At 60.7% G+C, this 24,273-nt stretch carries 30 protein-coding genes; 15 read left to right on the top strand and 15 right to left on the bottom strand.

Annotated features, from left to right (window positions below; all coding sequences use genetic code 11):
* The first annotated feature begins 87 nt into the window (after positions 1-87).
* From FHT19_RS23680 to FHT19_RS23625, 12 genes are all read left to right on the top strand, one after another.
* The gene (locus FHT19_RS23680; RefSeq protein WP_169477047.1) at positions 88-225 is read left to right on the top strand and encodes a hypothetical protein; all 138 of its coding nucleotides are present in this window, start codon (positions 88-90) and stop codon (positions 223-225) included.
* Entirely contained in the window at positions 225-563 is a 339-nt protein-coding gene (locus tag FHT19_RS23675; protein ID WP_169477046.1) for a VirB3 family type IV secretion system protein, read from the top strand. The genes FHT19_RS23680 and FHT19_RS23675 overlap by 1 nt, the downstream gene beginning before the upstream one ends.
* Positions 556-2,946 (top strand): VirB4 family type IV secretion/conjugal transfer ATPase, encoded by a 2,391-nt coding sequence (locus FHT19_RS23670; RefSeq protein WP_169477045.1) that lies wholly within the window; start codon positions 556-558, stop codon positions 2,944-2,946. Before FHT19_RS23675 ends, FHT19_RS23670 begins: the two co-directional genes overlap by 8 nt.
* A complete protein-coding gene (locus tag FHT19_RS23665; RefSeq protein ID WP_169477044.1) occupies positions 2,946-3,668 on the top strand; it encodes a type IV secretion system protein in 723 nt (240 codons plus the stop codon). The genes FHT19_RS23670 and FHT19_RS23665 overlap by 1 nt, the downstream gene beginning before the upstream one ends.
* Complete coding sequence (locus FHT19_RS23660) at positions 3,641-3,958, top strand: EexN family lipoprotein (RefSeq protein WP_211185065.1); 318 nt, start codon at positions 3,641-3,643, stop codon at positions 3,956-3,958. The genes FHT19_RS23665 and FHT19_RS23660 overlap by 28 nt, the downstream gene beginning before the upstream one ends.
* Positions 3,959-3,968: 10 nt before the next feature.
* Positions 3,969-4,997, top strand: coding sequence for a type IV secretion system protein (locus FHT19_RS23655; RefSeq protein ID WP_169477043.1), 1,029 nt, complete (start codon positions 3,969-3,971; stop codon positions 4,995-4,997).
* 365 nt (positions 4,998-5,362) lie between these two features.
* Positions 5,363-6,052, top strand: coding sequence for a type IV secretion system protein (locus FHT19_RS23650; protein WP_169477042.1), 690 nt, complete (start codon positions 5,363-5,365; stop codon positions 6,050-6,052).
* Complete coding sequence (gene virB9 / locus FHT19_RS23645; protein WP_169477041.1) at positions 6,049-6,906, top strand: P-type conjugative transfer protein VirB9; 858 nt, start codon at positions 6,049-6,051, stop codon at positions 6,904-6,906. The genes FHT19_RS23650 and virB9 overlap by 4 nt, the downstream gene beginning before the upstream one ends.
* Entirely contained in the window at positions 6,903-8,189 is a 1,287-nt protein-coding gene (virB10, locus tag FHT19_RS24820; RefSeq protein ID WP_169477040.1) for a type IV secretion system protein VirB10, read from the top strand. Before virB9 ends, virB10 begins: the two co-directional genes overlap by 4 nt.
* An 8-nt stretch (positions 8,190-8,197) precedes the next feature.
* Positions 8,198-9,223 carry a P-type DNA transfer ATPase VirB11 gene (gene virB11 / locus FHT19_RS23635; RefSeq protein WP_169477039.1) on the top strand — a complete coding sequence of 342 codons (1,026 nt, stop codon included), beginning with the start codon at positions 8,198-8,200 and terminating at the stop codon, positions 9,221-9,223.
* Positions 9,224-9,226: 3 nt separating this feature from the next.
* Positions 9,227-11,143: a type IV secretory system conjugative DNA transfer family protein gene (locus FHT19_RS23630; RefSeq protein ID WP_248290632.1), complete on the top strand. Its 1,917-nt coding sequence runs from the start codon at positions 9,227-9,229 to the stop codon at positions 11,141-11,143.
* Positions 11,133-11,519: a hypothetical protein gene (locus FHT19_RS23625; protein ID WP_169477038.1), complete on the top strand. Its 387-nt coding sequence runs from the start codon at positions 11,133-11,135 to the stop codon at positions 11,517-11,519. Before FHT19_RS23630 ends, FHT19_RS23625 begins: the two co-directional genes overlap by 11 nt.
* On the opposite strand, the gene FHT19_RS23620 is transcribed toward FHT19_RS23625, so the two are convergent.
* From FHT19_RS23620 to FHT19_RS23610, 3 genes are read right to left on the bottom strand one after another with little or no spacing between them, the layout of a single operon-like run.
* Positions 11,516-11,980, bottom strand: coding sequence for a hypothetical protein (locus tag FHT19_RS23620; protein ID WP_169477037.1), 465 nt, complete (start codon positions 11,978-11,980; stop codon positions 11,516-11,518). The two genes, FHT19_RS23625 and FHT19_RS23620, sit on opposite strands and share 4 nt — an antisense overlap.
* Entirely contained in the window at positions 11,977-13,413 is a 1,437-nt protein-coding gene (locus FHT19_RS23615) for a relaxase/mobilization nuclease domain-containing protein (protein ID WP_169477036.1), read from the bottom strand. The genes FHT19_RS23620 and FHT19_RS23615 overlap by 4 nt, the downstream gene beginning before the upstream one ends.
* Positions 13,410-13,976 (bottom strand): ribbon-helix-helix protein, CopG family, encoded by a 567-nt coding sequence (locus FHT19_RS23610; RefSeq protein ID WP_169477035.1) that lies wholly within the window; start codon positions 13,974-13,976, stop codon positions 13,410-13,412. Before FHT19_RS23610 ends, FHT19_RS23615 begins: the two co-directional genes overlap by 4 nt.
* A gap of 214 nt (positions 13,977-14,190) precedes the next feature.
* On the opposite strand from FHT19_RS23610, the gene FHT19_RS23605 reads away from it, so the two are divergent.
* A complete protein-coding gene (locus FHT19_RS23605) occupies positions 14,191-14,454 on the top strand; it encodes a hypothetical protein (protein WP_169477034.1) in 264 nt (87 codons plus the stop codon).
* A 108-nt stretch (positions 14,455-14,562) separates the two neighbouring features.
* On the opposite strand, the gene FHT19_RS23600 is transcribed toward FHT19_RS23605, so the two are convergent.
* The 7 genes from FHT19_RS23600 to FHT19_RS23570 form a co-directional block, all read right to left on the bottom strand.
* Complete coding sequence (locus FHT19_RS23600) at positions 14,563-14,832, bottom strand: hypothetical protein (protein WP_169477033.1); 270 nt, start codon at positions 14,830-14,832, stop codon at positions 14,563-14,565.
* A gap of 99 nt (positions 14,833-14,931) precedes the next feature.
* Positions 14,932-15,255, bottom strand: coding sequence for a hypothetical protein (locus FHT19_RS23595; RefSeq protein ID WP_169477032.1), 324 nt, complete (start codon positions 15,253-15,255; stop codon positions 14,932-14,934).
* Entirely contained in the window at positions 15,252-15,935 is a 684-nt protein-coding gene (locus tag FHT19_RS23590; RefSeq protein ID WP_169477031.1) for a ParA family protein, read from the bottom strand. The genes FHT19_RS23595 and FHT19_RS23590 overlap by 4 nt, the downstream gene beginning before the upstream one ends.
* 288 nt (positions 15,936-16,223) lie before the next feature.
* Positions 16,224-16,559: a single-stranded DNA-binding protein gene (locus tag FHT19_RS23585; RefSeq protein WP_169477030.1), complete on the bottom strand. Its 336-nt coding sequence runs from the start codon at positions 16,557-16,559 to the stop codon at positions 16,224-16,226.
* Positions 16,560-16,910: 351 nt separating this feature from the next.
* Entirely contained in the window at positions 16,911-17,477 is a 567-nt protein-coding gene (locus FHT19_RS23580) for a recombinase family protein (RefSeq protein ID WP_169477029.1), read from the bottom strand.
* Positions 17,478-17,748: 271 nt separating this feature from the next.
* The gene (locus tag FHT19_RS24525; RefSeq protein ID WP_169477028.1) at positions 17,749-18,033 is read right to left on the bottom strand and encodes a DUF2285 domain-containing protein; all 285 of its coding nucleotides are present in this window, start codon (positions 18,031-18,033) and stop codon (positions 17,749-17,751) included.
* 7 nt (positions 18,034-18,040) lie between these two features.
* Entirely contained in the window at positions 18,041-18,358 is a 318-nt protein-coding gene (locus FHT19_RS23570; RefSeq protein ID WP_169477027.1) for a hypothetical protein, read from the bottom strand.
* Positions 18,359-19,258: 900 nt separating this feature from the next.
* On the opposite strand from FHT19_RS23570, the gene FHT19_RS23565 reads away from it, so the two are divergent.
* Complete coding sequence (locus FHT19_RS23565; protein WP_169477026.1) at positions 19,259-19,615, top strand: helix-turn-helix domain-containing protein; 357 nt, start codon at positions 19,259-19,261, stop codon at positions 19,613-19,615.
* 14 nt (positions 19,616-19,629) lie between these two features.
* Here the strand turns inward: FHT19_RS23565 and FHT19_RS23560 are convergent, their stop codons facing one another.
* A complete protein-coding gene (locus tag FHT19_RS23560) occupies positions 19,630-20,499 on the bottom strand; it encodes an FkbM family methyltransferase (protein ID WP_169477025.1) in 870 nt (289 codons plus the stop codon).
* A 346-nt stretch (positions 20,500-20,845) separates the two neighbouring features.
* On the bottom strand, positions 20,846-21,142 hold the full coding sequence (locus FHT19_RS23555; RefSeq protein WP_169477024.1) for a hypothetical protein: 297 nt from the start codon (positions 21,140-21,142) through the stop codon (positions 20,846-20,848).
* A gap of 111 nt (positions 21,143-21,253) precedes the next feature.
* Here FHT19_RS23555 and FHT19_RS23550 point away from each other — a divergent pair, with 111 nt between their 5' ends.
* Positions 21,254-21,811: a hypothetical protein gene (locus tag FHT19_RS23550; protein ID WP_169477023.1), complete on the top strand. Its 558-nt coding sequence runs from the start codon at positions 21,254-21,256 to the stop codon at positions 21,809-21,811.
* 130 nt (positions 21,812-21,941) lie between these two features.
* On the opposite strand, the gene FHT19_RS23545 is transcribed toward FHT19_RS23550, so the two are convergent.
* From FHT19_RS23545 to FHT19_RS23535, 3 genes are all read right to left on the bottom strand, one after another.
* Complete coding sequence (locus tag FHT19_RS23545; RefSeq protein ID WP_169477022.1) at positions 21,942-23,390, bottom strand: DUF4942 domain-containing protein; 1,449 nt, start codon at positions 23,388-23,390, stop codon at positions 21,942-21,944.
* A gap of 108 nt (positions 23,391-23,498) precedes the next feature.
* On the bottom strand, positions 23,499-23,735 hold the full coding sequence (locus FHT19_RS23540; RefSeq protein ID WP_169477021.1) for a hypothetical protein: 237 nt from the start codon (positions 23,733-23,735) through the stop codon (positions 23,499-23,501).
* A 53-nt stretch (positions 23,736-23,788) separates the two neighbouring features.
* Positions 23,789-24,273, bottom strand: a 485-nt coding sequence (locus FHT19_RS23535) for a DUF3768 domain-containing protein (protein WP_248290631.1), incomplete at its 5' end; no start/stop codon positions are given.

The raw sequence follows: 24,273 nt of genomic DNA, 5'->3' as shown, positions 1-24,273 counted from the left end.
TGGGTGCCGGCGACAGCATTCGCGCAGGCTCAGAGCGCGGCAGGCGCGGCGGGAAGTCTCGCGAACAGGATGACGGCGGGAGGTGCCGTGGTTGGCACCGCTCTGTTGGCCTTCACGGGCTATCTGCTGCTGCTGGGCATGGGCAACCGCACGAACGTGGTGGCGGTTGTTGTCGGCCTCATAATCGTTCTGGCCGCATCCTATCTGGCGGGATTGGTAAGTTGATGGACGAGGATGAATTCCTGGTTGAGGATGCCCTGTTCCTCGCGCTGACGCGCCCCACAATGTGGCTTGGTGTGCCGGTCGAGGCGACATTGCTGATTGGTATGGCGTCCGTAGGCGTCCTGATGGTGCTGGGCAATCCGGTATGGGCGTTGGCGATCGGCGGCGCGCTGCTCGGTGCAGCGAGGCTGATCGTGCGCACTGACTATAACATGTTCAAGATCCTCCTCCTGTTTGGGCAGACCAAACTGAGGGCGCCCAATCGCGCGCTCTGGGGAGGATCAAGCTACTCACCGTTGCTGCGCAAGGGGATAGTACGAAAGGGATTTTTCCGTGGCTGAAGCCTACAAGGTGATCAAGAGCGATCCGGACCCAGTGCGGTTTCTGCCGTATGCGCGGCACGTCAATGAGCATGTGCTACAGCTTGAAAATGGCGAGTTGATGGCCGTTATGAGGCTGGACGGGATTCCCTTCGAGACCGCCGACATCGCCACGATCAACGACTGGCATGAAAAGCTGAACGGTGCGTGGCGGGTGGTCGCCCACGAACGGGTAGCCTTCTATTCACATCTGCTGCGGCGGGGAGAATTTGGTTATCCGGGTGGCACCTTCCGCTCGGAATTCGCTGCGGATCTCGATGCGGCGTACCGCAAGCGGATCCTCGCCAAGCAGATGTTCGTCAATGAGCACTACCTGACCGTGATCTACCGCCCAGCGGTTGGTGTGGCGGACAAAGCGGCAAGTTCGATCTTCAAGGCATTCAGCAAGAACTCGGCGGAGGAGGCCGAGGAAGAGATGCTGGAGAAGTTCACCGAAGTCCTGCGGGATGCGGCCAAGCTGTTGGGCAAGGTCGATCCGGTGTTGCTCGGAACTTACGAGCATAATGGACTCATGTTCAGTGAGACACTGGAGTTTCTGGCCAGGGTGATGACCGGGCGTTCGCATAAGTTGCCGTTGGTGCGCGGACATTTGGGACAGGTACTTTACAGAGACAGGCTGATTTTCGGACGCGAGGTCGTCGAGATCCGCGAGCCCGGCGGCTCTCGTTTTGCCGGAATACTGGCTGTCCGGGAACATGCGGCACGCACGTATCCAGGACAGTTGAATGCGCTGCTGGAGGCAAATTTCGAATTCGTGCTGGGCCAAGGGTTCGCATTTCTCGGCAAGCATGCCGGGATGGAGACTGCACGGCGAAAACGCGGCCAAATGAGTGCGAGTGATGATGCGGCATTTAGCCAAATGGATCAGCTCGACGAGGCCATGGATGACTTGCAGTCGAACCGCTTCGTCCTCGGTGAACATCACCTCGCCCTTACGGTGTTCGGGGAAACGGTGAAATCGCTCGGGGACAATATGAGCGTCGCGCGCGCCGCACTGTCAGAGAGTGGGATTGTTGCGGCGCGCGAAGATCTGGCGCTTGAAGCGGCATACTGGTCGCAACTGCCGGGCAATTTCACAATGCGGACACGCCCTGCGGCGCTGACTTCGCGAAATTTCGCGGCACTCTCGCCTTTCCATACCTATCCGATGGGGAAGCGAAGCGGCAACCACTGGGGCGATGCCATTGCTTTGCTGAAAACCCCTGCGAACTCGCCATACTATTTCAACTTCCATGTGCGCGATGTTGGCCATTCGTTGATCTTGGGGCCAACCGGCGGCGGCAAGACGGTCATTCAGAATTTTCTGCTGGCGCAGGCGGAGAAGACCGGCGCACGCATTATCTTCATCGACAAGGATCGCGGCGCCGAGATTTTTGTGCGTGCCTGCGGCGGGACATACCTTGCGCTCAAGAATGGAGAGAAATCCGGCTTCTCGCCGCTGAAGGCTCTCGAGCATACTCCGCGCAACCGTGAGTTTCTCCTGTCGTGGTTGCGACTATTGGTGTCGCCAGCAGGTGAGGAATTGTCGGCGCAGGAGCAGTACCAGCTCTCGCGGGCGCTCGATGCAGTGGGCCGATTGCCGTTGGCGCAGCGATCGCTGACCGCGATCCGCACGCAGCTTGACCAGACGTCTCTGGAAGGGATTGGGCCGCGCCTCGAACGATGGACGGAAGATGGCGAGCTGGGATGGGTTTTCGACAATCCGGCCGATACCCTTGCCCTCGACGCCCAGTTCATGGGCTTTGATATGACGGATTTCCTCGACAACGAGGCCATTCGTCCGGCGCTGATGAAATACCTGTTCTTCCGGATCGAAGGCGTGCTGGCGTCCGAAGACGCGGAGGTCAAGCAGCCTGTAATCGTCGATATTGACGAGTTCTGGAAGGCCCTCGGGGATGCGTCGTTCCGGGACTTTGTGCGCGATGCGCTGAAGACCTGGCGTAAGCGTAACGCCATGATCATGTTCGGAACGCAGAGCGCAGCTGATGCTCTGAAGTCCGAGATTTCGGACACGATCGTGGAGCAATGCGCGACCAAGATCATTCTGCCCAACCCGAATGCTCACCGCGAGCACTACATCGATGGGCTCAACCTGACCGAGGCCGAGTTCCGCCTGATCAAGGTGGACTTGTCGCAAGAGAGCCGCCGTTTCCTCGTGAAGCAGGATCAAGGGTCGGTGGTTGTGGAGCTCGACCTGGCGGGGCTCGATGACGAGCTCGCAGTGCTTTCGGGGCGATCTGGGACGGTCGCCCTGCTCGAAGAGATCCGCAGTGAAGTTGGCGATGATCCGGCAATTTGGCTGCCGCTGTTTCGCAAGCGCTGGCGGACGGGAGGGCGTGGCTGATGAAGGAGGTGAAGATGAAAAAGATCGCTTGGTGTGTCGCGCTGGCGGGCATTGTGGGGGTCGCCACGCCAGCACAAGCCCAGTTGGCAGTGATCGACGGCTCAAACCTGGCGCAGGCGATCAATACAGCGCGCAATACGCTGCAACAGATCCAGCAGGCCGAGCAGATGTTCCATAGCCTGAACGATGTGACAAATGTGGGCAGTATCGCGCAGGTGCTGAACAGTTCGGTGCTTCGCAACGCATTGCCTGATGGCATAGCGGATTCTGCGGCGTTGCTGTCGCAGGATTTGACCGAGCTGGGGGCAGTTGGACAACGGGCCCAGGGTATTCTGAGCGGCAAGAACTTGACCTTGTCGGGCGTGAATTCGATCCTGGGTGATGCGCAAGGTCGCCTGGAAAGCGCAGCACAGGTTTCTGCGCGCAGTCAGGCGCTGGCGGAGGGGACCGTAGAGGCTACCGTGCAGACCGCGCAGGGTCTGGGGCAGCTCAAGGACGCGATCGGGACATCATCGTCTCTCAAGGAATCCGCAGACCTGCAGGCGCGGGCTACGGTGGAAAGCGCGCAGATCAGCAATCAATTGCTTCAGTTGATGGCACGTCAGGAAGCGGACCGGGCAGCGGCTAGCTTGCGCTCAGCTGAGGTCTACGCTGACTATCAGCGAAACGCGGCCGCTGAGACGAAGAGCGGTTCGTGGAAGCCGACGTGGAACGGGCAGTGAGCGGCGGCGTGGCAGCGCGCTTGGTGCGCGATGGCGCGGCCCTGCTGGGGTTTCTGGCGATGTTGGGCGGTTGCGAGGAGACGAAGACCGTCGCGTACTATCGCGCCCATGAATCAGAGACGCGGGAGACCGTCGCTCGGTGCGTTGTGAACGGAAACGCCGGGGAGAATTGCGGAAATGCAAAAGTCGCGCTCGATCAGTTGAACAGAGAAGCGTTCGAGCGAAATCGCAAGGCGGCGGCCGAAGAGACCAAGAGCGGTTCCTGGAAGCCCACCTGGAACGGCAAGTGAGGGTCTGAGCATGGCGCTCGACGCGATCTACAGCAGCCTCGAAGGCCAGATTACCGGGACACTGTCCGGCAAGTACGCGGCGGTGATGGGGCTGGTTTCAGGACCATTGCAAACTGCAATGGCGATCAACTTGGTGCTGGTGGGCTACGCCATCATGCGCGGCGTTTCGAACGAGCCGTTTGGCTCATACCTCTCGACTTGGCTGAAGGCGTATCTCGTCATTGCGGCCGCGACATCGAGCATTGCGCCGATGATTGCGGCGGCAGCGACCAGCTTGCCAGATCAGCTCGCTTCGGCGTTGGGCGGCGGAGCCCTATCGGGCCAGTTCGACGCCTTCGTGGACCATGCGATCACGCCAGCGAAGGCGATCAATGACTCGATGGAACCGTGGATCGTTCCGCTCGGCGTCACGGACCTTACGATGCCGAATCTGGCAACCTGGGTCATGTTGCTGATCGTCATGGCTGTTGCCTATGTCATTGCGGCGATGGCGATGACGATGGTTCTCTTCGTCAAGTTTGGCCTTTTCGTGACGATCGCGACAATGCCGATCTTTGTCGGCGCACTGATCTTTCCATCATCTTCCGGTCTGTTTTTCAGCTGGCTCGGTGCGGTGTTGAACTACGCGATCCAGACAGCAGCGGTTGCAATTGCACTGGTTCTGGTGGTCGCGGTCGTGGGATCGGCGTCGGCAACTGTTGGGGTCGGGTCGAGCGGAACGACGTTCGCTGCGATCGCAGCGATGATGATGCAACTGGTCGCTCTGCTCGTTGGTGGATTTTTGATCATGCAGGCGCAGTCGATCGGCAGCTTTGCTGGCGGCGGCGGGTCTTCAGGTGCCGGGCTGCTTGCAGCGGTCTATCCGCAGATGCTCGCGCGCGATGTTGGGCGAGCCGTCAATCGCACGGCCGCTCGGCCGATGAAATGGGCCGGCAAACAAGCGGCACGGCCGGTTCGCGCCGCTGCTGGGGGCGCTGGCCGAGCAGTCCGGAGCGGCATCCGCAGGATGCGCGGTGCGTCGTCAAGTTCCAAAAGTTGAGGAGGCAGTTATGAAAAATTCGATGCGGGGCGACGCGCCCCGACGGGGGAGGAGTCTCCTCTTTGGGGCACTGGTGGCAGTTGCATGCTGGCCGGTCGCAGAGGTTTGCGCGCGCCCGAAGCCAGCAACATCCTGCCTCCACATCAAGGTACGGCCTGCCAATCCGAACGGGTCCGTGCTGGTACAGCCGGTCGTTCTCGGCCCGGGTTCAGGCGGAAATCAGCATGACTCATCGGTAGCGCCAACGGAACCGGCAGGCGCGGATTCCGCGCCTGCAAAGAAGATTGGGTGGAGACGTGAAGCGCCCGGGCTGCGGGGGAGTGCGCAAAGGCAACCCCATTTTGCAAGTTGCTGAGGAGGAACCGATGGCCGAGGGCGTGAGACCGGGCGGAGATCTTAGGAAGTACTTCGAGGAGGCCCGGAGCTGGGACTTTGATCGAGCGAAAGCTGCGCACGCCAGCAAGCGGCGGGCTTATGGCATGGCCGTGGCGGGCGTGGCGGTGGCAGCGCTGGCCCTGGCGTGGCACGTCGCCTCTCCGCTGCGTTCGGTAGAGCCCTACGTGATCCGGGTGGATCGTTCGAGCGGCGGCGTCGATGTCATGACGAAGGTGAGCAACTCGAAGGAGATCACCTCGGACGAGGCGGTGAACAAGTATTTCATCGCAGAATATGTTCGCAGCCGTGAGAGCTGGCTACGCCCGGGTGCGGATGACCTGTTCAGGAAGGTGGTGTCGCTCTCGGTGCCCCAAGAACAGGAGAAGTTCGCGGCGGAGCGGCGACCGGAAAACCCGCAGGCTCCGATTAACGTCTATGCGGGGGGCGAAGTCATCTCGACCACGATCCGCAACATTTCGTTCATCAATTCACGTGTGGCGCAAGTGCGCTTCAGCAGAGTGACGCGGCGGCCGGGGAATGCGCCTGATCAATCGCAGGACTTCATCGCAACGATCAACTTCAAATACCTCGACAAGCCAGCCAATGAGGCGGATCGGCTGTATAATCCGCTTGGCTTCCAAGTGGTCAGTTATCGCGCAGATCCGGAGATCGCGCGATGAGGGCGGTGGTTCTCGCATTGGGCCTGGCAGCGCTGGCTGTGCCCGGAATGGCGCGGGCGGAAGAGACGCCCCGCCCTGGCGCCACCGACACGCGCGTGCGCGTGGTCAACTACGATCCAGACCAGGTATATCGTGTCCGGGGGGTGTTTCGCAGTGCTGTCCAGGTCGTGTTTGGTGCTGGAGAAGCGATCAGCAGCGTGGCGCTAGGGGACACGGTAAGCTGGGAAGTGGCGCCAGCGGACAATGTGCTGTTCATCAAGCCCCGCGAGGCGGCCGGACCAACCAATCTTTTGGTGATTACGAAGCGGGGCGGGGTTTCGCGATCATACAGTTTCATGCTGTCAGTTCGGCCGGGTGGAATGGATCAGGGCAGTGACGCCGTGTTTGTTATGCGGTTTCGCTACCCTGCGGAGGAAGCGGCCGCGCGGGTGCTGGCTGAGCAACAGGCCCTGGCGGCGCGCTCCCTGGGCGTCGAGGCGGGAGTTGTCAAATTCGCGCTGGATGCCGCGGTCACGCAGGGCGCGCGCAATCTCGACTATTCGGTAGCCGGAAGTTCCGATCTTCAACCCTCCGAGGTGACCGATAACGGTGAATTTACCGTGATGCGCTTCCCTCGCGGACAAGCAGTGCCGGCGATTTTCGTGGTCAACGCAGACGGATCGGAAGCTGTCGTTCCTTACGATGTGCGGGGCGAGTTCGTCGTCATCCACCAGCTCGCGAAGGAGTTCCGCTTGCGTAAGGGGCGCGTGCTGACCTGCATCTGGAACAACGCATTTGATCGGTACGGCGCGGATCTGTCCAGCGGAACTGTGTCGAGGGATGTCGAACGCACCATTGAAGGAAAACAGCCGTGAGCGAAGAGAAAGTGCTGGATAGCACGGAAGTGTCCGATGCGGATGTGAGAGCGGTCGGGCGCGCTGCGCCGGTTGAGCAGGATCGCGGTGCCTTCAATCCTCGGGCAGCAACGGGCGCGAAGCGCGTCCGGTGGCCGGCGCTGATGGGCCTTGGCTTTGTTGGCGCGGTGGCCTTTGCGCTGACCCAGACTGGCGGCCATAAGTCGCCGCCTGGGCAGATCGAGGCGGCCGGTGATACAGCGGCGGAGAAGGCAGCCAGTCAGGCTGCTGCTGCTGCGGTGACAGTGCAGGAAGCTGATTACAGAAAGAACCAGGGCCAGCAGCGGCTCCAGCAGTTTGATCCGTTGGGCAATCCGATCGTCCCCGAAGGAGGACAAGATCTGTCGCAAGCGCCCAACGGCCAAGTCGTGCCGGCGATCGGCGGCGCCGCGCCCGCAGGGACCGGCCAAGCCTCGACGCAGTCGCGGGTGGAGCAGGCGAGGGCTGAACGTAAGGCATTGATTGAGAGGGAGCGCGCGCGCCAGGACGCAATGCGTAAGGCTCCGTTGATGGCCTTGTCCAATTCAGGGGGGGGATTTGCGGGGGCTGGAGGCGCCGGCAACCGCGGCGTAACCCCCGCCAGCTATTCGCCGCAGAGCGCCGATGGTGCGATCCAACGCGGTACGCCGATTGAACAGAAGTCGGTTGTCTCCGACATCCCGCTCGTCAGCGCAGGGCTGTTGCCCAATCGCAATTTTCTGGTGACGGCCGGTTCGTTGGTTCCTTGCGTCTTGCAGACGGCCATGGATTCGACGCAGCCCGGGTTTGTCAGTTGCATCGTGCCGCGCGATGTCCTGTCGGACAACGGGCATGTCGTGCTGATGGAAAAGGGCACGCGCGTTCTCGGAGAATTCCACGGCGGAATGCAGCAAGGCGAGAATCGCATTTTCGTAGTGTGGAACCGGGCAATCACCCCAAAAGGCGTGTCGATCGTCCTGGGTTCGCCGGCGGCTGATGAACTTGGCCGGGCAGGAATGGGCGGCGATGTCTCAACCTTCTTTTGGCGCCGGTTTGGCGGCGCCCTGCTCTTGTCAATCGTTGGCGATGCCACGGCGGCTTTGTCCGAGCGGATGTCTAGCGCCACGATGACGGCGCGAGCGCCAAACCAGGCCGCTGCTGCGGCCGTCGACAACGATGTGAAGATCAAGCCTCGGCTGCGGGCACCGCAAGGTGCGGAAATGACCATCTTTGTCGCCAAAGATCTGGACTTCTCGAACATCTACTCGCTTCGGTTGAAACGTTGAATTCCGCGATGGTTGATACCTCCGTCCTGGACCTCCACCTCAAGCCTCTTCGCGTTCTGATGGAACCCGATGACGTCACGGAGCTGGTCGTGAATCGCCCAATGGAGGTGGGAATCGAGGGGCGAGGCGGATGGCGTTGGTTCGATGTGCCAGAGCTGTCGCTGAATTGGCTGGAGGCATTGGGCAACGCAGCGGCGAATTACACGAAGCAGAGTCTGAGTGCGAAGACGCCGATTTGCTCTACGTCGCTTCCAAGTGGTGAGCGGGTACAGATTGTCGCCCCACCGGCCTGTGAACTCGGCAGCTACTCGATCACGATCCGTAAGCCGTCCGTAAGAACCTTCAGTCTCGAGGCGCTGGAGACGGGTGGGCTATTCGAGGGGACCAGGAATGCGCGAGGCCGGAGCAATGATGCGGATGCGGACCTGCTCGCGCTGAAGGCGCATGGCCGCTGGGCGGAGTTCCTCGAGCTGGCGGTGAAAGCGCGCAAGAATATCCTGATTTCCGGAGCAACCGGGTCGGGCAAGACAACCCTCTCGAAGGCATTGATAAGCCTCATCCCGGCCGAGGAGCGTCTGTTGACCATTGAGGACACGCGCGAACTGGTCGTGCCTCAACGAAATCACGTCCACATGGTCTATTCGAAAGATGGACAGGGCCTCGGCAATGTCGGCGCGAAGCAGCTCTTGGAAGCGAGCCTGCGCATGCGTCCGGATCGCATCCTCCTGCAGGAGCTGCGCGACGGCACGGCGTTTTTCTACCTGCGCAACGTGAATTCTGGGCACCCCGGGTCAATCACGACGGTCCACGCGGATTCGGCTGACCTGGCGTTCGAGCAGATGACGCTGCTGGTGAAGGAATCGGAGGGCGGGCGAGATCTTGACCGCAGCGACATCCGCTCGCTTCTGCACATGCTGGTCGACGTCGTGGTGCAGTGCAAGAAGATCGAAGGCCGCTTCAGGGTGACGGAGATCTATTTTGAACCGGGAGCCGAGGCGGTCGGCGCCGGGCACCTGCGGGCTGTCGGAGGCTGATACGTGGACACCCGCGAGAAGATCGCACTTGGCGTATTTGCGACGCTTGTAGCGTTGTTTCTCGGGGCGATGATCGCTGTGGTGGGAATGGGTCAATTCCGCAGTGACATCGATCCGCTAAAACTCCCGGCCTATTTCTGGTTCTATCGGCACAATCATTTCGTGATGATGTGGTTGCTCAAGGGTGTCTGTATCGCCGCGGTTGGCGTCGGCGTCGCGGGTGCACTCTTCTTTGTGAAGCGCGCACCCAAACTTCACGGATCAGCTCGCTGGGCGAACAACCACGAAGTGCGCCGGGGCGGTCTGTTGGACCAGGAAGGCATCTTGCTCGGCCGCCGAGGCAAAGGCTTCATACAATTCGGCGGGACAGAGCATGTGCTGCTCGAAGCGCCAACCCGCTCGGGCAAGGGCGTCGGCGTCGTGATCCCGAACCTTCTGACCTGGCCGGATTCGGTTGTGGTGCTGGATGTAAAGCAGGAGAACTGGGAGAAATCGGCCGCATGGCGGAAACAGAATGGGCACCAGGTGTTGCTGTTCGATCCGCTCGATACGGAAGGCCGGACGGCCCGCTATAACCCCTTCGGACACATTCGGCGGGATGACGCTGTCGAGGTGATCGACGAGCTGCAGAAGATCGCCGCGATGATCTGGCCGCCGCCAGAGAATGGCGAAAGCTTCTGGATGGATAGCGCACGCACGGCATTTATTGGCGTCGCGGCCTATGTTGCGGCGACGCCCGAGCTGCCGTTCACAATGGGAGAGATCTATCGGACGGTGAGTGCCGGCGATGCTCAAGAGGTGTTTCCGGCCATCATGGCCGCCCGCGAAGAGCAAGGTATACCGTTGTCGGAAGCCTGCTGCTCGGCCCTGAATGACTGGATTTCGAGCTCGTCTAATACGTTCACGGGCATCCGGCAGAGCGTCACCGCCAAGATCAACCTTTGGCTGAACCCGTATGTAGATGCAGCTACATCGGAAAGCGATTTTGACCTGAGAGAGTTTCGATCAAGGCCGATCTCTCTCTACCTCGGCGTTTCCCCGGACAATATGGAGCGATGCGCGGATATCTATAACCTGCTGTTCCAGCAACTGATCGACCTCAACGTGCGCGAGCTGCCTGATCCGAAAAAGGGGAGACATCCGCTCAAACTTCTCCTGCTGCTCGACGAATTTGCGCGGCTCGGCCGTGCGAGCGTGATTGCGAGCGGATTTTCCTACGTTGCTGGCTACGGCATCCGGTTGATGCCAGTGATCCAGTCACGCTCACAGCTGCGCGACGTATATGGTCGCGACGTAACGGACGAGATCGTGGCGAACTGCGGTGCTGAGCTTGTCTTCACACCAAAGGACGTAACGATCGCAAAGGAGATTTCCGAACGCCTGGGCAACTACACGTTCGCAGCGAAAAGCCGGTCTCGTCGGCTCTGGGACAGCTTTGAGGGCTCCATATCGACGTCGGATCAGCGCCGCGCGCTGATGCTCCCTCAAGAGCTGCTGCTGATGTCGCAAGATGACGTGATTGTTCTGCGCGCAGGCATTCCGCCCGTGCAAGGCCAGAAGATCCGATATTATCGTGATGAGTGGATGACACGAGCGTCAAGCCTCACTCCTCCGCCGGTGGACGCAAGGCCGCTCAATACAGGTGCGGCGCGGCGGACGCGGGAGGCGATTGCCGCGGCCAAGGCCGTGGAAATGAGCGATAAGCAAGCCGTCGAAGGGGTTTCCGTAGAGGTGCTGGCACTGGATGGAGCGTCTCTGCCTGAGGACGGAGACCCGCTCAAAGCCGACGATTTCTTCGTACAGGCTGGTTTTGCTGGCCTGACAGAGTGGCAGGACGACGACGGGGCGGATGAGCCGTCGGACGATCCTGTGTTGGGGCTAATTGAAATGCTAGGCGGCGAGGTGAGCGATGGCCAATGATCGGGATGCTTCGGGAGCAAAGCCGACCGAGGTGACGGACGGAACCAGGGACCGTGTTGAATCGGATCGCAGGCTTAAGATGGCCGCCGAGTTCCGCAAGGCGAGCCAGGCCGAGCGCGTGGCCAACCCGGCCATGAATGCTGCGGCGAAGAATGTTGCAGCAATGAACGCTGTGGTCGACTCCAAGTACGGCGCAGCTTCCCCCGAAGCCCAGCGGATGCGTAGGGCAACGGTCGAGGTGGTAGCCAAGGCGATCGAAGCTGGTCAGCCAATCACAGCGCCGAAGATCAAGGATCTCAGAGAAGAGCGACGCCGTGAGATCGAGGATCGGCAAGCCCGCGACGGAGCGGCGGATCGAGGCGATCGCGAGCGCTAACGTTCAGGCGTGCGGGATGGAGAAGCGCCGGCATCACGGGTCTTGGCCGCGAGCTGCGCAAGATCGCCATGTTTCTCTCTCATAGCGCGTTCTAGCTGGCTGTTGCGTATGCGTTGGACCGGGGTAAGGCTGCTGTCCTGCTGCAGCCGCTCGAACGCCGGCGCAAGGTGCGCAGGATCAACGCCCGAAAGGCGCTGAAGTTCGGCCGCCATAGCCCGGGCACCGATGATGGCCGGTCCATCGATTGGATAGGCGGCAAGGAATCGCGCGAAGAGCGGCTCGTTCAGCGTTTCCGCTGGCAGCGGCCGCTCCTGGTCACAGGCAACATAGGTGAGGCCACCGACGGTAGCGAGGTGGGCCAGGTTGGCGAGAATCTCTTGCTGCGTTCGATCCACCTCGTCGAGACGCTGGTGTAGCAGATCGATCGCCTTGATCAGAATGGCGGTAACGTCATCGTTCATCGTGCAGGACCTCCTCGATCCTTCGTGTTGTCGCGGCCACGGCTCTTGTCCTTGGCGACATCGCGCACGCGTTCAGCCACCTTCTCAATCTGACGGGTGTGCTCTGAAGGCCCTTTCGTCGCGGACCGAAGCGAACGTGGTTGAGTTTGTTCGAGGCGTTCCTTGAGGCGATCCAGGCGCGCTCTGGTGTCCTCATCGGTATCGAGCGTTCGACCAGGCGTGACGGTGCCCAGATGACCCGCCAGGCGGCCGCTAAGGCTCGCGAGAGCCTCGTCCCGAGTTTGGGGGTGTTGAGTATCGCGGGCGGCGACACGTGCCTTCAGGCGCTCAAGCGCGGGATCAGGACGGGCGTTATCAGGCAAGGCCCTGCCCTCGCGGAGCCGCTCCACTGTCGCCGCAAAGCGGGTTTTGGGTTCGGGAAGCTGGTCGGCGAACTGGCGCAGCGCCGCCGCTATCGCGCGTTGTTCCGGGTTGCCGCCTTGAAGATGCGCTATTGCCTTAGCATAGGTCTCCTTGACGAACTGCTGGCGCTTCTCCGCCCGTTGTTCGTGATCGCGGGGCTGGTCGGACGCCACCCCTGCTCTCGCCTCAATTTCACGCGCGCGATCGGCATGTGGCACCTTGCCGTTCTCCCGCATCTTGATGACCGGAAGTGGATCGGCCTTAGGCACGATGCCACGCGCTCTGCGCGGTGTCGCGTTGGCCTCGATACCACGATCGCGGAGCAGCTCGGCGAAACGCTCACGGTAGTGCTGAAGCTCCTGACGATCAGGGTGGAAGCGGCGGCCATCGAGGTCACGGCGGGCAACGGTGAGATGGACGTGCGGATGATCCTTGTCCTGGTGCAGCGCGAGCACCCATCGGCGGTTAGCCATTTCCTCGACAGCAAACTGCTCAACGGCATCGCGAAGCTTGTGAGCGTCCGTACCGACGGGCATTGAGAAGATCATTGAGATCGAGGTGGCGCCCTGCCGGCGGGAACTGTCCGCCAATTCCCAACTCTGCCAATCGCGTGCAAGGTCGAGCATCTCGGCGCCGTTCGTGAGTAACTGTCGCTCGCTCGTGAGGAGCTCAACCTGTTCCTTCTCGTCATGACCGAGGCGCGAGATGTAGGTAAAGTTTCCGACGACACTCCCAGATCCGTTCTGCCGACCGGTAACCTTTACCATCACTTCGGGAACGCGGCGGGCAGTACGATTCAGCGTCGCAAGCGCCCGCGAGGAGCGTTCTTGGGGTGTCGTTGTAGATCGTGACAGCACCTCCCGCGTCACACCGGCGGCGAACCCAACCGGTGCACGTAAGGGTGAACCGAGAGCCTGACCGAGCTTTGAAATACCAGCACGATCAACGCGACCGCGGGCGCCTGCCCCTCCCCTACCCTGCAGCTGCTCCACGGCCGTCAGGATGTCGGTTGGAAACTGGAACGATCTCATTCCGGTTCCTCGCTGCGCCGGGTCCAGTAGGCAACTTCACCGCTGATGAGCCTCTGCGTTTCGCGAGCCGCAGTCATGATAACCGGCGTCAGCCGCTCCTCCATGTCGACGACATGTCGCGATGCGCTGACAAGCTCTGAGGTGCTCTCACGTAAGTTGGCCGTCTGCATCGCACGCACTGAATCGTTCAGCAGTCGGCCGATAGCCCGCACCTGGAACGTGAGCTTTGTGATCGCGCGGGCAGTGAAAGGCGCAAGGCGTAGCTCCCCTGCCCTGCTCCACAACTGCCAGCGAATTGTCCGTCTAAGCCACTGCATGCGCGTGGCGCCGACAGCAGCCGCTGCAGCGTCGATGGCGGCTATTTCAGCGTGATCGAGGCGAAGAAACAAGGCGCTGGTGCGTCCCGTTGGAGCAGGTAGGTCGCGCAACTCTTCTCGCCGGGAAGTGAGGCTATCGAGGATGGCCCTGGTAATCCATTCGCTCCGATTGAGGCCCGCTGCGCGTGCGACCTCGTCGACTGCTGCGAGGTGCTCTGCCTTGAGGCGAAGGCTGACTGGCTTCATTTGGTCTCTACCTCTTTGCCCCGTGCAGCGGCCCGAACGAGCATTGTGTCATACAATGCTATCAGGTCGGATATCCTGCCTTACCTCATCTATTCTCCATAGCCTTCATCCCCTTCTCCTTCAAGTCGCCCACCTATATGTTCGACTTGGAGCCACAGCAGCCGGGCGCTACAGATCGCACATGCTGTTATGGATCGCATATGGACGCGGAGGAATGGGTATGGTGAAAACGGCGCGCGGCACCAACAAACTTGACGCTATCCAAGCCGAAAGGTCGAGGCTTGAGGAACGTCTTCTTCAGCTTGCTGAGGAAGAGAAGGCAGCGCGAGAAGCCCAAGCTGACGCCGGCCGTGAAGCCTTCTTGGAAGCACTCGGCAAGGTCAAGATTCCCGGCATGACACGATCACAGGCTCGCCAGTTGGCGCGGCTAGTCAGTGATCGTGGTGCTGAGGCGGTGCTGGAAAAGTTCGTGGAATAGGCGCCGCGTTAGCGCCCTCGCTCTCCTACGCCGACCTTCGCTTGGGGCATGGTGTATGAATCGGGCTTGGTGAAACATGGTGAAGAGTTCTGCAGCATGCCAGTCAGTTCAGTCGAACCGGCCCTCGCGCTGGCGTCGCTGGTACTGAGCGTTCGTGAAGTCGTCGTCCTTGCTTGATCCTCTACCGAGATTGCTGACGAGGCCGAATAATGTGAGCGCAACGAGAGCGTAGACCACATAGATTTCTGCGTGGGCGTGGGTGCTCCATGCGTGATAGAAGGCATAGGCCAGGCCAGCGATAATGATGAGGCCGATCAGCCGCAGAATGGCGATGATGGCGATCAGGGCCAGGACAAAGTGATACCAATGGACTTCCATATCAGCCTCGTTCGGAGCGGAGCAACTCGCCCTTGACCGGTTGCTCCACTCCGAACAGGGTAGCGCTGATGGCTCGATCAGGATCAGCTTGTGGTGTCATCACGAACCACGCTGCTGGCAGAGCGCTTCCATCGCTTCCTCGATAACCTGAGCAATTGGAATGTCGCGACGGTTGGACTCGTCGTAGATGAGGCTGGCAGTGTCAGGGCGTAGGCGGACGTTGAGCTGGTAGCTACGGCCTGCCCCGGACCGCTTCCGGCGAAGCGTTGGCGGTGTCGAGCCTGCGGCGGTGAAACCGTGGCGCTCTGCCGCCTCGCGAAGCGCGTGGTCGTCGACCGGACTTGGGGCAGGCCCTGAAAGCGGCGTTGGCGTCTTGGTTTGCACAGAGGCGAGAAGGCTGCGGCGGGTGGGCTGGTCACTCATGCGATTTGCTCCTCAGTGGCCTGCGCGGCAGCGATCAGTTGCGCCACGCGAGCGGCAAGATCTGCCGCCTCGGCCCGAGCCTTGGCCAGACCGGGAACCTCCGCAGGAGGCAGGCGATCCAGCGTGGTCGTGAAGCTGAACAAGCTCTTGTAGGCGGTGCGCTCGTAGACCCGTCCGATGGTGGGGATGCCCCCCTCCCTCACCTGATCCTCAAGCGCCGCGAACTCGCGCGAGCGAATGGCTGACGGAACGCGGGTCCAGAGCAAGGCATGTGGAATTGAGCGCCTGGCCATAGCGGCCGTGTCGCGGATCATGGCCACAGTAGAGATGGCGTCCTCGACGTCTGGAGCTGATGGGTTGGCCGGAACGATTACCGCATCGGACAACCCAACAGCAAAGGTGACTGCCATATTGGCCGAACCCTCCACGTCGATCAGGACAACATCGGCAAGCCCCCTCCCCTCTTCGACAGCAGCCCGTAGCGTTCGTTCATCGGCAGCTACGACAGTGACGTTCGAAGGCGGGGTTCCGAGCTGACCCCACCGCAAAAGGCGCTGCGAACGGTCGGCATCGATTATGCGAACGGTATAGCCATCGGCGCTGAACGCGCTGGCGAGAGCGAGGACAGTGGTGGATTTGCCGCAGCCACCTTTCGATGAGGACAGCGCGATCGTTACCATCTTGATGCCTTCGTGCGATTTCAGAAGGCAGCTTTGTAAAGCAGATAGCTATCAAACGCAAGCTGCTAGTTTTCTGTATGATATCATATGCCTATCGATATGCGTGCATAGCACACGCTATCAATTAGCTACTAGTTAGCGTCTTGCTAGCACGCTGCTAGCCTGTATTCGCTTTATTATGATAGCATATGCTAGGATATTGATATCCTTGAACCCTTCCGTCGCGCCTGCGCCGGCCGATCGGTGAACAAGGGGCGGGCGGCCAGCAGGCCGCCCGCCCCCGCTCGGTCACTCGCCCGCTTCCTCGTTAGCCTCGTTCGGCTTGGCTAGAACGGCGAAGCTGTCGGCAATGAGTTCGACGGTGTAGATGGTAACGCCTTCTTTCTCGAAACTGTTCTGCCGGACGCGGCCAGTGATGTGAACCAGGTCTCCCTTGCCGGCCTTGCTCGCTCGCTCGGCAACGCGAGCGAAGCAGGTAACGCGGTTCCAATGGGTGTCGGTCTTCCACACGCCATCTTCCTGGCGATTGTAGTTAGAGGCGACATCGATGAAAGTAACCTTGTCCTTGGCGTCGATCTTGCCGATGCGGCCGATGATGCGGAATTCTGCAATGTTCTGTGCCATGATAATCTCCTGGGTTGGTGTCGTTCCTGACGCAATTTCAGGAGGCGGAGCGTTCGCCGCGGGCAAGCTGAATAACGGAGGGTCCACCGCAGGTGGAAACCGTAGGCCCTCACGAGGGCCGATATTCTGCTTGAGGGTGTAGACCCGACCCGCACTAGGCGGACGACGGAGCCTGCCTGCGTCAGGGAGGAAAGACGCAAACCCGGGCGGGCTTGACCAGCGACAGATCTGCAATTGCCTTCGCTACCGTGCACCGGCGTTGACGCGCGAGAGCAGGGAAGGGGGAACCGGCCATCACAACAGCCGCGGGGGAGGGCGGGTGCAGGGTGCCCCAGGATCGGAAGATCGGGGTTAGCCAGCGGCCTCCGCCTTGAGGCGCTTGTGCACGGCCTGGCGGGAGATGCCGAGCAGTTTGGCGGCTTGCGCTGGAGATAGCGGCGGATCGGCGCGCATCAACTTTCTGACCGCTTGCCATTGTTCGTCGCTGACAGCGGGCGGGCGCCCCAGCCTCTTGCCCACCCTGCGGGCGGATTCTAGCCCCGCACGGGTTCTCTCGCGGATCACATCACGCTCGAACTGTGCGAAAGCACCCACAATGTGGAAGAAGAGCTGGCCCGCGGGTGTGACGGTCTCAATCTGCTCAGTTAGCGAGCGGAAGCCGAGGCCGAGTTGGGAAAGCTGCTGCAATTCAGCGATGAGGGCGAGGAGTGAGCGCGAGAGGCGATCCAGGCGCCACACAATAACCTCATCACCTGCGCGCGCGGCGCGCAGCGCCTCGTCATACTGCGGCTTGATAACGGCCGATCCTGAAACCCCATGGTCCTCGTAAATCTTTTCGCAGCCTGCGGCACGCAGTGCATCCCGTTGCAAAGCGAGATTCTGTTCACCGGTCGAAACCCGGGCATAGCCGATTTTCATACAGGCCTACTCGCAAAGACGAGGTCGATCATGACAGGCGCTTACTCCTGAACTCGTAGGGACGAACCACGAAGGTTGTATCAGGTGCAGCCACAAAACGTCAACTTATTGGCGATTTTTTCTAATTAAGTTGACAGCGCCAAATTCGGCCGAATTTGGCCACCAAAATCTGCGGGTTTCCGGCGATTTGGTTGACGGTCAACAAAACGATCGTTTTGTTGACGGCTGACATACAGGTCCAGGCCTGCCTGTGAAAATAGGCAATGACGTTCTACGTCCGAGTATCAGAGCCCATGCTCATCGCGGCGAGGGCGCGATATCCAACTTGCACAAGCCACTCCGCCCGAGCGAGGTGGCTATCGTAGACCCGACGGGCGCGCTCGGGTTCTTCGGCAGGATCGATCCCGAACAGATGTTCGACTGCCTCCTGCCAGGAGGCGAAGGAACCGCTATCTCCGTCAAGCAAACGGAGATAGCGGTTAAGGTTGTCCAAATCGTAGGAAGTCAAGCCGTTGGCAGAGAACGGCGCCACATCGAGAAAGGGTTGAACAGGCATTCGAGCCTTACTGTCCAACACTCTGGCGTGCGGCCGCATCAATGCACTTGCGTGTGGCCTCGTTGAAAGCTCCAATCTGGGTGGCACGGGTCCTGGCCAGGACAACAGCCGCTTCCTTGCTCCTTTCGCTCGGGTCGGCCGATCTTTGCATGGCAGCGCAGGACTGAGACAATTCACTGCTCGTGATGTTCGAGGCGATGGTGCCGGGGATCGCATACACGCACCAGATTATGACGATGCTGGTAAAGTATATGTAGGGCACGTCGAATAGCTCCCGCACGCCGTAAAGCATCCGGAGGCGCAAGCTCGGCTTATTTGCTTCCATGGCTAGTAATCTCCTTCCGCTGTTAGCCCCAGAACGATTACAAGATATCGTAAGGGCCCATAGCGCCCCTCGGCGCGCGGACCGCACGGCGGAGGGCGCTGTTGGGCGCGGAATCGTGCGATAATGGTTACATGATTACATGCTAGCAGGGCGCCTTGAGCACAGGATCTAAACGCACGGTTCGAAACCGCAGGGCTGAGCCCACCGAACCTCTTATGGTGCGGTTGACGGCCGACGAGTTTGCGCAGATCGACAGATGGGTCGAGGCGAATGGGCCGCCATACGTGACAAGGCCAGAGGCCGTTCGCCGTCTGCTCCGATCCGCCTTCGCTGGCCTTTCAGAAAGTTAGCGGCGATCGGCTGCCAGTACCGCCACCCCCTAGTGCGAGATCTGTAACGGAGATTGCCGATGGCGACGAGCCGGCATGATTGGATATGGCCTGTCCGCCTTCAAGAGGGCAGCGCCAGCGCGGCAGGATCTGCGGCGCGCGAAAATGCGCGGCGGCGGCGAGTGTTGATGCTTATCAACCGGACGAAGCACAACGCACGGATGATCGAGGCACGCTTAGGTTACATCAATTGGCGAGACATACCGCCAGCCCACGCGTTCGAACTCGATAAGTGCACCAGGAATGGCCTAGCGAGCGCAGGGTTTGCCACGATGGGAAGGCTCCATCGCGCAATTCAGGAAGATGGCCTCAACGTCTGGCACCTTCGTGCCTACAATATTGGGGCGAAGAGATGGGCTGCGATCGAGGGATGGCTAGCTGACCGCTCGAAACTTGATGGTTGAGGGCTTGGCAGCCCCTTCGCTCATGATGTCAGAAGGGGGGTTGTCACTCCCCGCTATTGGCGATATCGAGTTGATAGAATCCTATCAACTCAACTAAAGAGATCACCATGTCGAAACGCAAAAGCACCAGCCTCGTGGCGCAAGCGCCTCTGGCAATCCCCCTGAACATCAACCCGGAGGAAGATAGCTACATCATCAAGGGCGGAGCAGGCGTCGCTGTCGCTCACGTTAAGAAACCAACGGGCGAAGTGTTTTCGGTCCACATCCGGGCGGGGGGTGCCTTCCGTCAGATGACGCAATTCGACCCTTCAGAGCTGAGCGTGAAGGATCGCAGGCTGTTGGAATTCGATCTGTACCAGAAGGGCCACACGCAGAACGATATTGCCGACCTGGTTGGCGTGAAACAGCCGACAGTGGCTCACGACCTGAAGCTCATTCGCCAAGAAAAAGGGCTCGACACTTAGATCAAACGTGGCTGCTAGCTCGGGGGAGCTGACGGCTCCTTCGGGATGAAGCGAACGTGCCGCCATTGGTCCGGGTCGTCGCAGTGCATTCGGTCAACTTCGGCATTGGGGAGACCTTCTAGCCGCCCCATTTCCCTAGGTATGCAAACGAGATCGAACGACCATTTGCCGGGAAAGGCATTGTGGGCGTTGCCGCGCCAGTTATCGGGTCGGTAGAGGGGTGTGATGAAGTGCCAAAAGCCATAGCCTTCTGACCTGAGTGCTTCGATGGCCCACTTCGTATGCCCGTCGGGGTCGAGCGTAGCTGCGTAGTGATTGAGAGTTTCGAGGTACACGACAGGGCGGCATCTGCGGATCGTCTCGAGTGCGCCGCTGACGATCTCACGTTCATGGCCCTCGACATCGATCTTGAGAAAATTCAGGCGCGTGAGCGCGAGTGCATCGATAGGTAAGAGCGGACAGAGCTGCGTCGGGAGGCCGGCTGCCGTGTAAAAGCCGAGCGATCCAAAGTTCACATTTTGATCGCCGTCGACATCCGGGAATTTCGCAAACCCAGCCTCTCGACCGAGCGCGACCTGATAGGTTCGAACATTACGGCAATCATTGGCAACGAGGTTGGCGCATAAAAGGCGGTGGTTGATACCCAGCGGTTCAAATGCGTGAACGCTGCCTGAGGGGCCGACGAGACGCGACAGTGGTACCGTATGGGAACCAATATTGGCCCCGGCTTCGACGACGACGTCACCCGGCTGCAAGAGCAGCTCGAACAGATGGACCTCGCTTTCCGACCACTCACCATAGTCTCGCATGCTAAGACCCAGCGTGTTGTCGGCAGTAAGAGTATGGAACAATCCATGGCGGCAAACGATCGTGGAAACAGTCATGGGAAGCACGGGTCTCCGAGACGGTGAACCCAACATCGTACCCTGATAGCTGATCGAAAATGAGTGCCTCGGCCCGATCATGCGACTGGCCTCAAGTACCTTGACTGCGGGTTTGGCATACTGGCGCTGCTGATCGGCTACTCCTCGAGGCTAGCGCGTCCAGCGCGGGCGGGGCTGCTGGCGCTTCTCAGGACGCCAGCAGCCCCTAAGCGCCAGAATTTCGTCTGGCGCCTGCAGGCAAGATGAGTCCGGGCCCAGGCCAACGGCATCCCAAGAAATGGGGATAGACAGAGGCGCCACTTCGTGCCGCGCGAAGGCTAGGGCGGTGGTGGAAATCATATCGCGCTTATCGCCGCTTCTTGGCGGCCGAGCGGCGCGCAAAGAACCAGGCCGCAGCGATGTTCTCCGGCCCCTTTGGCCGAAATCCGGTGGCGCGGGCAGGGATCAGCAGCACATCTTTGGACCGGCAGCGTCTGCAGCGGAAATGCGCGCGGGCCTGATCGATCTCCAGAGGGAAGCCGCGGTCCTCGAAGGTGGACCAGATGATGCCATCGAGCACGGCGGTGTGCTGGCAAGCATAGCACCAGAGACGGAGGTCGAGCCCGGCGCGGTCAATGTCTTTGATTGTGCGATAGCGTGCCACACAATGAGAACACATGAAGAACATAATTCACGCAAGGGGCTTGCCGGGGTTTGCGGTTGAAGACGGGGCAGGCGGATGGGAAGCTGTTCGGCAAGCGCAGAGGAGAATCGTATGGGGCAAGCAAAGCGCAATCTCGAGGAAGTCCGCGCGAGAATGATAAGCGTGGCTGAAAGATGGATGTTCGAGCCATCGGAGTGGGAGGCGCGCGCAGTGGCGGAGATCAAAGGCCTGCCACGGGTCGAGGTTTCGCGGTACCCCGCGCCGGTCCTGGAGATGATGAGAATGAAAATAGGCGAGTGCCATGCCAACGCCTATTTCATGGAACGCGAAGACCCCGAAAAGCTCTGCAAGCGAGTCGTCGGGTGGGCTTTGATCGAAGGCCAATTGGTACTGCATTCGGTCGTCCGGCGAAGCGCTGAGATGTTCTGTGTCACGCCCGCACCGCAAGGTGCGCCCGATGTTTTCACGTTTATTCCCGACAGCGATATCGTGGCTGAGGAAATTGAAGGCCGGTTCGTCCACTCGCGCGATGGTCAGCGGGTTGATGTCGGACTGCGTCCGGATCCCGAGGTTACGATAGAGTTCTCGAAGAAGCTGTTGGAACGCCTTCGATCGGGGATGAATCCGTACAAGGCAATGGAGCTTCTGCCGCCACAGTCGGACTTCTGAGCACTACAAACGGCCCCGGAGAAGTTCAGATATTGAGAATGCTGGCGGAGCTTAATGCTCCGCCAGCACCACCATGGACCCGACCACGGCCAATTTCGCCTTCGGCTGCGATCGGGCGGGAAAGGGCAGCTTACTGCATCGGCTTTTTGATCGCCAGTATAACCGTATTCACTTGCGTTCCAGCATGCGCGAACGATCCGGGCGGGAGGTCATGCCACTTGCGCCAGCCATAGGCCGGTTTGCTGCGGTCGACCAAATCGTGCAGCGCCTTGTGCCGGCGATCCTCGCCAAACTCGGCGCGGGCGCTCATGACCGCGACCAGGACGCCACCGGGTTTCAGAAACTGATAGGCGTGGCGAACGTGATCACAGTCGCGGCCACGGTCGAAGGGCGGATTCATCACGATCCGGTCAAATAGCTTGGCAGGCGGCGGCATGGCGAGAAAATCGGCCTGTCGCACGTCCTCGAAACGGTGCAGCACGCGCAGCTCGTGGGCGAGGCCGGGCTGAAGCTCGATGCACGAGACGAGGGCGCCGGCGTCGCGCGCGGCTTTTGCAAGAACACCCGTGCCGGCGCTGGGTTCAAGGACGCGCTCTCCGGCGCGGATCTCCGCATAGCGCATGACCTCGCCCGCGACCTCGGCCGACGAATTGAAGGCCCCGAAATCTTTGGCGGGGGTGAGGTGGTATTCCGGAGCGTCGGCCGCCTTGGTGCTGTTGTAGCCGTCGCCGATGACCTCGCCATAATACTCGGCAAGCAACTTATTGACCTCCTGCAGCAGGTCCTTGCGCTCGAACCATAGATGCAAATTGCCATTGCCGAACACGCGCACCCGGAAATAGTCGCCCTTGATGACGCAAGGTGCCTGTCCGCGAAGGCCCGTCACCTGGCTTATGATGCTCTGATGCTCGGGGCAGGGGCCAAGGCCGTCCAGCTCGCGAAACACGCGCTCGACATCGCGCAGCGTATCGCGACGATTATAAGCACTCCACCATGTCAGCCCGTCGTTTAGCGCCCGCTCGATGATGAGGCGCGACCCGATCTTGAACCCATCATGGCTGCGAAACCGGCGATCTAGCGCCATGAACGTGTTGGCGATCCCGCGCAGATAGAGCGTGCGGCGGTTCTCCCAGATATGACCGAAAGTCGCAGTGCAGTTCTCGGACGTGAAGACGGGCGGTATATCTTGCAGCCCGGAATAGAACTCCTCGCGCGCCTGCCGGTCCAGCAACTGGTCAAAGCCGAGCGTTTCCAGCAGGTGTCGCCAGCATCGGCGGTCGACGGCGGCGGTAATATGGCGGTGGAAGTAATCGCGGCCGGGCACGGCGCCTGTCTGGCCTGTTTCGCGTTCCCGGAAGACATGATCAGCCCCGGAGAGAAAGGCACAGGACAAGGCGGCGTCGGCATAGCGGTCGTTTGTGGGGGCTGGCAGGGAGATTGCGCCGCCAACGCAGAGTTTCGCGGCCTTCTGGGTTAGCGAATGGAAGCTATCATAGGCCTCCATCCAGCAGTCGATGGCCTGAGAACGGCCAGCGGTTATTTCGTCGATCTGCGCACGCTGCGCCAGGTCATAGCCCATGGGATAGATTCCGTGATGTGGGGTAGGGGGGCACGGCGCTCGTCGCATGCCGTCGCTGTCGGCGCTTGTGGGGTCAAAGCCGGGTGACGCAGTGATAAGCCGCCGGGCTCACGGCGTTTGCTCATCGAGCGAGATCATGCCGATCTTGACCCACCGCGCGCGGGCGGTTGACGCCCATGCCGGGCGGGACAGCGCAACCTCGATGGGCCGTATTCGGACTTTTCTCTCCGACAGACCCTCGCCGATCTGCTCGATCCTTGCGCGGTATGCGCAGCCTCGGCCGGGTTGTGGGTGCACCCACACGATATCGCCGAGCTTCAGGCCCGCGCTCTGTGGCTGTGTCATCTTTCCGCTCCAGGATATTGGCGGAGCGGCGATTGGCCGCCCCGCCTGCGCGCTCAGTATTCGTCGGCGCGAAGGATGGTCAGGAGGCGGCAGGTGACGGCGGGATCAGCTGGATCGGGCGAGGCGCAATCGGCATTGCGGTCGTAATAGTCGATCTTCCAATAGCAGGTGACGCCCTGCCACTCGAAGTCCCCGAAATCGCGCTCGCCGTGGGGGTTGTTGTCCTCGCTGAATGCGTCATAGCCCGCAACAATCGCAGCCAGCTCGATCTGCTTGGCGATGGAGGTTGCCGGATCGGCATCGACCATAGCGAGGATGCCAGCGGTCATGAGAACGATGTTCGGTGCCGGGCTGTCGAGCCTCGCGCGCATTTGGTCGTTCAACGCCGCGACCTGCCCCCGATAGGCAGCGAGGTCTTGGGCAGACATAGCAGCAAAGTTTCGCATGGTGTTTTTCCCTTTTTCAATCGGAGCCGAAGGCGATGGCCCCGTGCCATCGGCTTCTGCCGAGTGGCGAACTGCGGTCGGGAATTTGCATC

The sequence above is a fragment of the Novosphingobium sp. SG919 genome, from assembly GCF_012932495.1.
In the GTDB taxonomy this organism is placed as follows: domain Bacteria; phylum Pseudomonadota; class Alphaproteobacteria; order Sphingomonadales; family Sphingomonadaceae; genus Novosphingobium; species Novosphingobium rhizosphaerae.
The sequence above is the reverse complement of the archived record's forward strand: the minus strand, read 5'-3'. Positions and strand labels throughout refer to the sequence as shown.